The organism is Cypionkella sp. TWP1-2-1b2 (assembly GCF_049896245.1).
Taxonomy (GTDB): Bacteria; Pseudomonadota; Alphaproteobacteria; order Rhodobacterales; family Rhodobacteraceae; genus Cypionkella.
This window is the reverse complement of record NZ_JAFCTX010000028.1, coordinates 21,832-34,191: the sequence shown is the minus strand read 5'-3', so window position 1 is coordinate 34,191 and position 12,360 is coordinate 21,832. Positions and strand designations below refer to the sequence as shown.

Below are 12,360 nucleotides of genomic sequence, written 5' to 3'. Positions count from 1 at the left end.
GCAATGACCCAGCGGAGCGCGCAATGAAAACGTCGATTTACCCCTTGGTTCTGTGCGGTGGCATGGGATCGCGGCTCTGGCCGATGTCCCGAGTCGAGCAGCCGAAGCAGTTTCAACCGGTGCAAGGCAAGGGCAGTCTGAGTTACTTTCAGACCACCCTGCAGCGCCATCGCGGCGGCGTGTATAAGGCGCCGATCATCGTGACCAGCGCGGGCCAAACCCAGTTGGTCGCGCGTCAGATGCGCGATTTGCAACTGACGGGCACGGTGATCGCTGAACCGATGGGCCGCAACACCGGCCCGGCTGTTTTGGCTGCCGCCCTGTCGGTCATTGCCGAGGACCCCGAAGCGCAGCTTCTGGTGCTGCCGTCCGATCACATCATCACCGGGGATCTCAACGCCACCGTGGTCGCCATGCAGCAAGCGGCCGACAATGGCCGTATCGTGCTGTTCGGCGTCCCACCCGCCTACCCGGAAATCGGCTACGGTTATATCGTCGATGGTGGCGGCTATACCAACTATCCCGGCCTGCACCGGGTTGAGACCTTCATCGAAAAGCCGCCATACGAGCGGGCGCAAGCGCTGATCTCCGGCGGCTATTCCTATTGGGCCTCGGGCATCAGTCTGTTCCGCGCCGATGTGCTGATCGAAGAATTCCATCGGTTCGAGCCTGAAACCTTCTACGCCGTCTCCGCCGCTGTCAGCGCGGGCAAGGTGATCAACGGCGCGCTGCATCTGGAAGAAACCTCTTTCGTCAAAGCCAAGTCAGAGCCGACCGAGCGGCTGGTGTTTGAACGCTCCACCGCCGTCGCCTTGGCCCCGGCGCGTGACATTCAGTGGGATGATGTTGGGGCGTGGAATGCGGTGCAGAAAATCTCCAGCCGCAACGAGCATGGCAATGTGATCAACGGCGATGTGTTTGCCTTGGATACTGAAAACTCCCTGATCCAAAGCGACTCGCGCTTGGTGGCGGTGATCGGCCTGCGCGATATGATCGTGGTCGATACCCCGGATGCGCTGCTGGTGATGAATCGCGACCATGCCCAAAGCGTCAAGCAAGTGGTCGAGCATTTGAAGGGCATGAACCGCCCCGAAGTCTCCAGCCATCTTTTGCGTGACACCAACTGGGGTCAGGTCGAACTGCTGGCGAAAGACGATGGTTATGACATGCGTATGTTGGTCATCGCTCCCGGCGCTTCGCTGAAGGTCAATGGCACGGGCCACGGACCTAGCCTGCTGACCTTCCTCAACGGCGGTGGCGTGTATGAACGTGAAGGCAAAATGGTGGCAGTCGCGCGCGGTGATTCTGTCACCATTCCCGCCGATGTCACCCTGCCTTTGACCAACACCGGATCAAAAGAACTGCGGGCGATGCAGCTTTTGATGACCTATGACGCCGAGAACGTCGCCGAAACTGTGGCCTCTGCCGTGAAGGCGGTGGCATCTTTGTTCACCAAGCCCGAGCCTTTGCAGCCTGTAACCGGGGCGGTGCAATAGGATGACCCGCGTCTTGGCATATCTGGCGAGTGCTGTTTTGATCAGCGCAAGCATGGCGCAAGCCGCCCCCAAACTTGCCGACAGCGCCGACCTGCACGCAGGCATCGCCGGATTGCAGCAAGACGCCAGCGGGATAAGCGCGCAGGGCTTCGCCTATGATGCGGTGGCGCAGATCGCCGGGCTGTATGGTGTGAAACCTGCGCCCCGCCCGCAAGCGCTGGCCGAGGTGACGCTGCCTTCGGGCGATGTCGCCAAGGTTGCGGCGGGCGATACCCAGATCGCGCTGACCCAGCTGTCGATCTCGGAAGGTACCAACAACCAGCTCCGCGTGCAGCAGGCCCAGCACAACAGCAAGGCCGGGATTTTCATCAGCGCGGGCGTGATCAGCTTGCAAGATTTGGCGACAGAGGCAGAGCAGCAGGGCATCGCGGGCATTGCGATGGCGAATGGCGTTGTCACTCTGTCGCGCCCGCTGGTGATCTGGCAGGGCGCGACCTTGCTGATCCACCCCGGTGACGTGTTGCAGATGCAAGCGGCTGAGGGTGCTTTCCTTCTGAACTTCGGCAAGCTTGATCTGCGCGGCGCGACGTTGCGCAGCGATGTCGCCGCCGACGCGCCCGAAACCCAATATCGCCCTTTCGTGCTGACCTCAGGCTCTGGCCAAGTCTATGCCGAAGCCAATACGTTTCAAGCTTTGGGCATGGCCGGGCTTGGCCCCTTCGCGGGCTTTGTGATCTCGACCCAAGGCTTGTTCGCCTCGACAACGCCATCGGTGCTGCGCGACAATCGTTTTGAGGATATCGGCGGCGTCGCCCTGATCGGCACCAAAGCCGCACAGGTGACGCAGAACGCGTTTCTGGCCTCGCGCGGCGGTGCGTTGATCTTGGCGCAGGTCGGCAGCGGTGCGACGCTGGGCAATACGATTTACAACACCAAAGCCGGGGCTGGCCTGCGCGTAACCGCGCGCTCGAAAGACATGCTGATCGCGGGCAATCTGGTGCTGGGCGGGCAGGGCAACGGCGTGCAAGTCGATGGTGGCAGCTTTGGCATCACCCTGCGCGGCAACGCTGTGCTGGACAATGCGCAAAGCGGCCTTGCCGCCAAAACCGCTTCGTGCCTTTCGGTGCAAGACAACGTCATCGCCGCCAATGGCGCGGTCGGCCTGCGGCTGACCAAAACCGGATATGTCCAGATCGCGGGCAATGTGCTGGTTGGCAACGCAGGCTCGGCCATCGCCGTTGGCGCGCAACTGACCAAGGCGCGGCTGGAGCTGAACAGCAACTTGATGGCGCAAAACCAGATCGGGCTGACCGGTGCGGCTTTGCACCTTGTCACACTGCGCGACAACGATCTCAGCGCACAACTGCCCCGCATTTTCGACGGTGAATTCGCCCAACATCAGGCGGCGTTCCTCACCTCAGACCGCACCGACCACGCGGCCGTTTTCCAGATTTCGAGCGCTGCGGCAGATGATGCCGAATTCGCCTCGATCTGTAGTCAGGAGTAACACCATGGTCTTTTCATCGGAAACCTTCCTATTCCTGTTTCTGCCCTTGTTCCTGATCATCTACTATCTGACGCCCGCCAAGGGCCGCTCGATGGTGATCTTGCTTGCGTCGTATCTGTTCTACGGCTGGTGGCGGTTTGACTTCCTGCTGTTGCTGTTCGGCACCACGGTTTGGACGTTCTGCATCGGCCTGATGATTGCGAAAAACCTCGACACCCCGCGCGCGAAAATGTGGTGCGGAATTGGGGTTGCGGGCTGTCTAATCGTGCTGGGCGTGTTCAAATACCTCAACTTCTTCATCGACAGCCTCGCGCAACTGTTTGGCACCGATGCCGCTGGGCTTGGTGTGCATTGGCGCTTGATCCTGCCGATTGGCGTGTCGTTCTATGTGTTCCACTCGATCAGCTATCTGGTCGATGTCACCCGCAAAGACGCCGACGCCACGCTGAAATTCTTCGACTTCGCGGCCTTCATCGCGCTGTTCCCGCAGTTGGTGGCAGGCCCGATCCTGCGCTTTAAGGACTTGGCCGATCAGTTCAAACACCGCACCCATTCGCTGGTTTTGTTTGCCGATGGCCTCGCCCTCTTCATCGTCGGCCTTGGCAAAAAGGTGCTGCTCGCTGACACCATCGCGCCCTTGGCTGACATCGCCTTCAACACGCCCGACCCAAGTGCAGCTCTGTCTTGGCTCGGCTCGCTCGCCTACATGATGCAGCTTTACTTCGACTTCTCAGGCTATTCCGATATGGCCGTGGGCTTGGGCCTGATGATGGGCTTCAGGTTCCGCAAGAACTTCGACATGCCCTATATCAGCCGCTCGATCACCGAGTTCTGGCGCCGCTGGCATATCTCGCTGTCGGTCTGGCTGCGCGACTACCTCTATATCCCGCTGGGTGGCAACCGCGTCGGGCCGGGCCGCACCTATGTCAACCTGATGATCGTGATGGTGTTGGGCGGGCTGTGGCACGGCGCGAACGGCACTTTCCTCGCGTGGGGCATCTGGCACGGCGCGTGGCTTGCGATTGAACGCGCAACCGGCTGGGCCAACCGCTCGTCCTTCATCGGCTTGGTGCAAACCCTGCTGCTAGTGCTGATCGGCTGGGTCGCCTTCCGCGCCGTCGATATGCGCCAAGCGATGGATGTGTATGCTGGCATGATCGGTCTGCACGGTTTCGCCATCCCGATGGACATCGCCTTCCAGATCAGCGGCGAAAGCATGGTGATGCTGGTGATCGCGATGATCTATTGCGCCGCCGAACCACAGATCAACCGCATCGGCAAAGAGATGTATTTCGCGCCGCAAGGTGGCATCGGTGTCAGCGGTAATGGCACGCTGACCGCCGCCACATCCTTGCTGCCGGTCGCCGTTGTCTCGCTGATCGCCATGCTTGCGATCATGAAACTGGCCGAGGCAAGCTTCTCGCCCTTCCTCTACTTCCAGTTCTGAAGGAGCCCATCATGCAAAGCCTTTACAAGATGTCGCGCTACTTCCTGCCCGTGGTGTTCTTCGGTTACGTCCCGTTCGCCAATCTGGCGGTCTATGAAGAACCCGGCGGCAAGCTGGCGGCGTTCGACATGGCCGCCCTGCGCGGCACCGTCACCCACAGCTTTGACACGCTCTACAAAACCGCGATGCCGCACCGTGAGCCTTCGATTGGCGTCATGGGCGCTGCCCGTTACCTGCTCATCGGCGAAGGCCGCAAAGGCGTGGTCGTGGGCCGCGACGGCTGGCTGTTCACCACGGAAGAAACCCGACCCTTGCCTGCGAGCCTATCGCCTTCGGTCGCCAAAATCGCCGAGGTGCGCGATACGCTCGCCGCCCAAGGCACCAAGCTTATCGTCGTGGCGCTGCCTGCCAAGGTTGATGTGCAATCAGCCGAGGCCGCAGCACCTGAACTTTCGGCTGAAATGGCAGGCTTCTACGCCGATCTTCTGGCCAAACTGAACGCCGCGCAGATTGAAACCGTCGATGCCCGCACGCCATTGGTCGAACTGGTGAAAACCAAACCCGCCTTCTTCGCCACCGATACCCACTGGACGCTCAACGGTGCCGCCGCAGTGGCTGCCGCTGTCGCAAAATCCGGCCTGATCCCGCTTGGCACGGCCCAGATGACCCGCACCGAAGAACCCAAAGCCGAATTCGCAGGCGATCTGGTGTCCTATGTCACCACCGAAGGCATAGCCCCCATGCTGGGCTTGGACCGCGAAGACGCCAATCCCTATGTCGTCGCAGCCCCCGCTGACACCAGCGATATCTTCGCCGCTGCTCAAGTCGATGTGGCGCTGATCGGCACATCCTACAGCGCCAACCCGCATTGGAGCTTTGCCGAGGCTCTGAAACTCGACTTGCACCAAGACGTGCTGAACGCGGCTGAACAGGGCCTTGGCCCAATCAAACCGATGGACAAATACCTCGCCTCGGACAGCTTCCGCGACACGCCACCGAAAGTCGTGATCTGGGAGATTCCGCTGCGCTACCTGACCGACCCCAAGCTGTGGGACGACCATAAAATCGGGCAGGAGCTGGCAAGTGCAGATTAAATCTCTGATCATCGCCAGCATGTTGCTGACCAGCTTTATAGCGACCCCATTGCGGGTGCAGGCAGAAGACCGCGTGGTGCCGCCGACCGTGGTGTCGAAGGTCTATCTTAGCAAAGAAGAGAAAGCCGCGAAGTTGGCCGAAAGGTTGGCGCTGCAGAAAGCCGCACGTTTGGCCGCCAAACCTCCGGTTGATCCTGTGGTGTCGCGCCTGAAAACCCTGCATAAACGTATGGTTGCAAAGCAAGAGCTGACCGCCAACGAAATGCAGGAACTGGCGGATTCCGGGGATGGCCTTGCCGCGTTCTATTACGCCCGCAAGCTGGAAGACTCCGGCAGACCCAGCGTGCTGCCGACTGCGGTGCATTACTATGCCATGGCGTCTTATCTGGGCCGCGAATTCGCGATGAACCGCATGATCGCACTGATGAAATCGCCTGAAGTCACGCTGTCTGACAGACAGATCAAGAACGGCAAAGATGCTCTGGTCAAGCTGGCGCAGTCTGGCACACCCGCCGCAGCCCTTGGCCTTGCCGATATGTACGCCATTGGCCAACCCTTTGCCAAAGACGCGGCCCAGTCGCGCAAATGGCTGATGCAGGCCGCCAAGGCGGGCGACGCCAATGCCGCGCAAAAACTGGCGCAAGCCGCGATCATGCCGCAAGACGGCAGCGCCCCCGATGTGCCTGCCGCCCGCGCGGCGCTGGCACTGATGATCGCTTCGAATGAACCCGGCAAAGTTGCGATGGCGCAGACCCTGCTCGCCCGACTTGACGCCACTGACCCCACGGAGGTTTCCCAATGAACGCAGCTTTCCGGCTTGCGGCGGCGCTTGGCTTGGCCCTGACTGCCGCGCCCGCCCATGCGCAAACCGCCTCAAACTTCGATTGCTCGGCCTATGAGTTCAACACCATCCTGCCCGCGATTGAAGGCAAAGACGGCGTGTTCTTCCGCACCTTCGCCGATCTGCGGATGCAGCATCCGCTGGACGAACGCACCGTGCATATGATGGGCCAACTGGCGAAAGTGCTGAAAGAGAACGGCACCACGCTGATCTATGTCACCATCCCGACAAAGTCGCAGGTGATGCCGCAATATCTGCCCGCCCATGCCGCCGACTATGGCTTTCAGCCCGAAGTGGCGAATGCGATCTACACCGATTTCATCACCCGGCTGAACGCCGCTGGTGTCGAAGCGCCGGACATGATGACCGCCCTGCGCAACAACAAAGGCAGCGAGCGCGCCTTGTTCGGCGATGACTTCCACTGGACCTCGCAAGGCGCGCGGCTGGGCGCACAAGCGATTGCCGAACATATCAAGGCTGATCCCGCCTATGGCGATCTGCCGAAGCAAACCTTCGTTTCCACCGCGATTGCGCCTGAAGTTGCCTTCTCGGGGATGCGCCGCACCCTGCAAGGATATTGCGCGAAATCGCTGCCACCAACCGAGACGATGGCCTATAAAACCGAAGCCGTTGCCAGCACCGATGCGGCAGCCAGCGGCCTGGATATCTTCGCCACCCCCAGCGAGGTGCAGCCTGCGGTTCTGGTCGGCACCTCGTATTCCGACAGTCCGATCAACAATTTCGCGGGCTTTCTGGCAGAATATTCGCAGTTGGAGATCGTCAACTACGCGATCACCGGCGGCAATCAGTTCGGCTCGATGACCTCTTACATGACCTCGGATGAATTCAAGGCACAGCGCCCGCGCTTCCTGATCTGGGAAAACCCGATCTACAACAACCTCGCGCAATACGGTGCCGCGCCGATGGAAGAATTGATCGCCGCTGCGGGCAATACCTGCACCACTGTTTTGCCCGTCACCAAGCTGGATGCCAACACGGTGGAGGCCTCGCTCGAAGGTCTCAAAGTCGGTGCTGATGATGCGATCTATGCCAATTTTGGCGGTGAAGGTCCACGCATCGCCAATTTTAGCATCGAAGGTGCTGACGGATTAATCCGGCACTCAAAAGTTGAACGCAGCCAAAGGTTGCGCTCAACTGGAAACTTCTACCTTGGCTTGTCGGCTTTCACGATGCCGAATATCAAGAAGGTGACGGTGCATTTCGATCGCCCCGTCAGTGAATCGACAACCTTGAATTTCTGCGCGAATACCAAAGGAGACGCGTCATGACGAAGAATAGCAGCTGGTTGATTGCCCTATGTACAGGGCTTTGCGGCATGTATGCCACGACGGGGCTGGCTCAGGATGGCGGGCTTTATGAAGACGTGCCCGACCCCAGCGCCAGCTTTGTGCGCGTGGTTGCAGCCGTCCCCACCAATGCGGTGATCGACACCAAAACCTTCGATCAACTGGATGGCGGGATTTCGGGCTACGTCGTCGTCGCCAAACCCGGCGAGATCAAACTGGTGACCGGGGTGGATGACACCACGGTCAAAGTAGAAGCGGGCAAGTATTACTCCTATGTCGTCGGCGCTGATGGCACCAAGACCTTGGTGCCGGAAGACATCACCTCAAACCCCGCCCAGGCCGTGATCAGTTTCTTCAACCTCAGCGATCTGCCGAAGGTTGATTTGTATGTGCCCGCCGCCAAAGCGGTGGCCCTGCCGGGTGTGCCGATGAATGGCGCGGCCAATGTGGCCCTGAAAGCCCCGCTGACCTTGGACTTTGAGGTTCGGGATGGCGACAAGGTTCTCGCCACCCTGCCTGCGGTTGATCTCCAACGGCGCGGCGGTGTGGCGATCGTGCTGCGCGGCACCGCAGGCAACTACACCGTGGCGGGTTCAAACTCGACGCTTGCCAACTAAGCTTAATCGCCCAGCCGCCGCGCGGATCAGTCTGCGCGGCGGTACATCGGCAAAAGGATACACCATGACACGCGCCGCAGCCCTGCTTTCCCGCCCGTTCTTGCCGCTTTGCGTGGCTGCTCTGGCTGGCCTTCCCGCATTTGCGCAGACCGAAGTGCTGCAAACCGTCGCGGTAAACTTCGAGCCGCCCCGGATCGAGGTGGAAAAGATCTGCGCGCCCAGCACGCCCGACGAACAACTTGCCGCGCAATGGGCCGCTTGGGATGGCAAGGCGCTGCCCGAGATGGCCCCCGATCTCATTCAACGTGATTTGCGCCGCCTGATGGACGCTGATGCGATCCGTTGGTTTGACACCATCGAAAAAGCCCATGCCCTGATGCCCGCGGTCGATCCGCAATTCGACGCGAACAAGGCCCTGCTGGCGCGGGTGGAACTGCTGATCGCCGCTGGCCGTCTGAAAGAACTGACCAACCAACGCCTTGCTGATCAGTTGATGGCGACTGAAAACGGTGGATCGCCGCGCTTGCAAAACATCCTTGCCGACTATCTGATGAACGGCACGGGCATCGCAGTTGATAAAGAAAAAGGTCTGAAACTTCTGGTCGCGGCAGGCTATGGCGGCAACGCCGATGCTTTGCTGAAGATCGTCGCTTTGCAGGAAAAAGGCACGCAAATTCCCGGCTGGGACGTGCCGCCCGATATCGCCGTCACCATGGCCTTCGGTGCCTTGGTCGGCAAGATGGACCCGTTGATCTGTGACCGTGTCGCCCGCATTGCGCGCGAGTACATGAACGGTGACACCGTCACCCGCGATGTCGGTCTGGCCGAGAAATGGTTCCGCTTTGCCGCCGATATGGGCGATGGCGTCTCGGCTTGGAAAGTCGCCGAGATGCACTTGCGGTCTGAAGATCTGGTGAAATCCAACGATACCCTGATCGCCTATATGATCAAAGCCGCAGATGCGGGCCTGCCCTATGCGCAGGTGGCACTGGGCCGTCTCTATGAACAGGGCGCTTTGGTCGGCAAAAAAGACATCGAACACGCCCGCGCACTTTACGAGAAAGCCGCCAAATTCGGTGACCGCGCGGGCCTGTTGCGCAACGCGTTGTTCCTGCAATCCGAAGCGAAAGTGGATGGCGCCTATCAGCCCGCCTATCGTGCGGCCCTGGAACAATTCGCCAAACGCGCCGATGCTCCGGCTTGGATTTTCATCGCTCTGGGTGATTTTGAAATTGCTGAGAAAGGCCGTTGGGGCGGTGAATCCGCCGCCGTCGCCTATTATGAAAAGGCCGAGGCGATGGGCGATGCAGGTGCCACCAAACGCCTCACACCGATCCGATTCCGCTATGCCGACACGCCGAAGCAATTCTATCAAGTCATCGACGCGGTGATCGACACCGTCCACACTGGCGGCGAGATTGACCCGATGAACGGGTTGAAAGATGCCTTCAGTTGCCGTGCGCCGCAGGCGCCGCAGCGCACAGAGGCGTTGTATTGGGAAGGCATCAGTGCCGCCACTGGCACCAAAACCGCCGAATTCACCCCAGCTGAGTTGTTGGCCCTGATCGCAAACCCCAACCCGCAAGACATTGCCCGCCTGCAATCGCAGGCGCTGTACGGTCGTCCGACGGCCATCGCGCAATATATGGAAGTGCTGACGCGCAGCAACGCAGCACCTGAGGTGCTCGCCTTCTGGGAGTCTTATGCCAAACGTTTTGAAGGCGTCACCGCCGCACGCGGACGCTTGGAGAACAAATTCGCCGAAATCGGCCAGAATCTGAGCGATCCCACAATCATGCTGCGTGCCGCGATTGCTGAAGGCGACAGTTCTGCCGAAGTTGATCTGGCCGAAATCCTGCTCAAGCAAGACCCGGCAAAGAACGCAGCCGAAGCGCTTGCGGCAGTGGAGCCGATGGCCGAGATGGGCGATGGTGCCGCATTGCGGTTGCTGCCGCAGCTTGACCCTAAACGCTTTCCCGATCTGAAAACCGTCTACACCACCTACGCCGATGTCATCGAAACCCGCGGCGACTTTGACGCCCTTGTGCTCGCATTGCCGTTCCAGCCCGACCTCGGGCGCCGCGACGATTACCTGCACCGCGCCACCACCGCCACCGATTGCAGCTTTGACGAAATCAAAACCCTCGCCGATGCGATGGGTCAGGTGGGCGATCAGGCGGCCTTTACGAAATGGGTGGATGTGGCCGAGTTCCTTAGCGAGAATGACAGCTGGCGGCTGGTGCAACTGGGCGATCTGCTGCGCCATTACGGCGGCGAGTCGATGGCAACCGCCCAGCTCGCCTATTATCAGCGCGGCTATGATGGCGGCAACACCACTGCCATTCACCGTCTGCTGGATGTCTACGCCACCGCTGGTGCGCCGCAATTCAACGCCGAGAAGGCCGCCGATCTTTACGTCGCTTTGGTCGAACGCAGCCAACCCAAGGACATTCCCCGCGCGCTGTCCCGACTGGCCGTCGCTTCGCGCCCGATCCAGGACAACGCCTATGCACGGCTTGACGTGCCAAAACTCTACCGCACCGCTGCCGAAGCTGGCAATCCGGCAGGGATGCGCGAATATGGCAAGCTGTTGCAGGTTAGCGCAAAATCGACGGTCGAGTTGGAGGCCTCAACTCAATGGATCTCCAAGGCCGCCGCGGCTGGCGATGTCCCCGCGATGCTGACCTATGCCGATGCATTGGCCTTTGGTCTGGGTGTGCCGGCTTCGCGAGAGCAAGCTTTGGTCTGGCTGCAAAAAGCCGCTGACGCGGGCAACACCGATGCTACCACAAAAGTCCGTAGCCTGACGCTACAACCGGAGGTTAGCCAATGAGCGCCCACATCACCCGCCTGATTTTAGCCATCAGCCTTGGCCTTGGCACGCAATCCGCCATCGCCGAGACCAAGCCCAAGGCCGAACCAGAGCCTTTCGCCTGCTTTGATCCGGTCCTGCCAGTGACCGAACTTGCTATCCCCAGCCGCTACAAGGATGACAGCAAAAACCGCTCTGATTTCGACACCGAAGCCAATGCCGCTGTCGAAGCTGCGCTGAATCCGGTCGATGATTTCATCAACGATCTGGTCAAAAACGCCAATGCAGCGCTGCAGATCACCGCCGCACCCGAGGTTGACCCCAAGGCTCCGGTTGATCCCGCAGCCGAAGCCAAGCCCGAAACCCCGCCCGATCTGGCCCAGCAAACCCTGATCGCCGATTGCGTAGTGGACCGCATCCACGACTGGGCCGCCGTCGATGCTTTGGCCGATATGAAGACCCAAGGCGCACAACTCTCGGTGCCCAGCCGCATTGGTGGCATCGCCATGGCCTATGCCCAAGTGCGTGGCCTTGCCACTCAAGACAGCCGCCAGCCTGCGATTGAAGCTTGGCTGACGGCCAGGATGCAGGCCAGCATGGTGTTCTTCGACACCGAAGCCCCGCCGAAGTCGCGCGAAAACAACCTGCGCGCTTGGGCTGCTTTGGCGGCGGCGCAGGTCGGCTTGCTGCAAAACAACGCGGCGATGACGACTTGGGCCGCAGACTCGGTCAAACTGGTGCTCTGCACCGCCACCCCGGAAGGCGCTTTGCCGAATGAAATGTGGCGCGGCAAACTGGCGCTGCACTACCAAATCCACGCCGTTGGCCCGTTGGTCGTGACCACGGCTTTGCTGCAACCGACGCATCCCGATCTGCTGGCCACCTGCGACAATGCCCTGCTGCGCGTCGTCCGCTTCACCCTGAAAGCCGTCGAAGACCCCAAACTGGTCGAGGCGATCACCGACAAGCCGCAAAAATTCGACCCCGCCGCCGAGATGAAGCGCGCCTTCCAGTTCGCCTGGCTGGCTCCGCTGGAAACCTTGGTGCAAGAGCCCGACTTCACCACTTTTGCTGCGAAGTTTGATCTGCTCAGCAATTCCAAAATCGGCGGCAAGCAAAGCCTGCTCTGGCCCGCACTGGATGTAAAAGATCCTGCCGCTGCGGAAGAAGGACCTGCCGCGACGCCGTAACGGAACGCGTGGCTTTAGGAAGTGAAGAATGGGGCAGGGGGCAATCCTC

The 12,360-nt window shown here is 60.4% G+C and carries 9 protein-coding genes; all 9 read left to right on the top strand.

Features of this window, described 5'->3' with window-relative positions; translation table 11 throughout:
* Positions 1-23 precede the first annotated feature (23 nt).
* The 9 genes from ACP7AP_RS16930 (at position 24) to ACP7AP_RS16890 (ending at position 12,311) form a co-directional block, all read left to right on the top strand.
* Positions 24-1,496, top strand: a complete 1,473-nt coding sequence (locus ACP7AP_RS16930) for a mannose-1-phosphate guanylyltransferase (RefSeq protein ID WP_426035904.1) — start codon at positions 24-26, stop codon at positions 1,494-1,496.
* Position 1,497: 1 nt separating this feature from the next.
* The gene (locus ACP7AP_RS16925; RefSeq protein ID WP_426035902.1) at positions 1,498-3,003 is read left to right on the top strand and encodes a right-handed parallel beta-helix repeat-containing protein; all 1,506 of its coding nucleotides are present in this window, start codon (positions 1,498-1,500) and stop codon (positions 3,001-3,003) included.
* 4 nt (positions 3,004-3,007) lie between these two features.
* The gene (locus ACP7AP_RS16920; protein ID WP_426035900.1) at positions 3,008-4,450 is read left to right on the top strand and encodes an MBOAT family O-acyltransferase; all 1,443 of its coding nucleotides are present in this window, start codon (positions 3,008-3,010) and stop codon (positions 4,448-4,450) included.
* A gap of 11 nt (positions 4,451-4,461) precedes the next feature.
* Entirely contained in the window at positions 4,462-5,544 is a 1,083-nt protein-coding gene (locus ACP7AP_RS16915; protein WP_426035898.1) for an alginate O-acetyltransferase AlgX-related protein, read from the top strand.
* A complete protein-coding gene (locus ACP7AP_RS16910) occupies positions 5,534-6,346 on the top strand; it encodes a hypothetical protein (protein WP_426035896.1) in 813 nt (270 codons plus the stop codon). Before ACP7AP_RS16915 ends, ACP7AP_RS16910 begins: the two co-directional genes overlap by 11 nt.
* Positions 6,343-7,674 (top strand): alginate O-acetyltransferase AlgX-related protein, encoded by a 1,332-nt coding sequence (locus ACP7AP_RS16905; RefSeq protein WP_426035894.1) that lies wholly within the window; start codon positions 6,343-6,345, stop codon positions 7,672-7,674. The genes ACP7AP_RS16910 and ACP7AP_RS16905 overlap by 4 nt, the downstream gene beginning before the upstream one ends.
* Positions 7,671-8,309 (top strand): alginate O-acetyltransferase AlgF, encoded by a 639-nt coding sequence (locus ACP7AP_RS16900; RefSeq protein ID WP_426035892.1) that lies wholly within the window; start codon positions 7,671-7,673, stop codon positions 8,307-8,309. The genes ACP7AP_RS16905 and ACP7AP_RS16900 overlap by 4 nt, the downstream gene beginning before the upstream one ends.
* 64 nt (positions 8,310-8,373) lie before the next feature.
* Positions 8,374-11,142, top strand: coding sequence for a tetratricopeptide repeat protein (locus tag ACP7AP_RS16895; protein WP_426035890.1), 2,769 nt, complete (start codon positions 8,374-8,376; stop codon positions 11,140-11,142).
* A complete protein-coding gene (locus ACP7AP_RS16890) occupies positions 11,139-12,311 on the top strand; it encodes an alginate lyase family protein (RefSeq protein ID WP_426035888.1) in 1,173 nt (390 codons plus the stop codon). Before ACP7AP_RS16895 ends, ACP7AP_RS16890 begins: the two co-directional genes overlap by 4 nt.
* Positions 12,312-12,360: the final 49 nt, after the last annotated feature.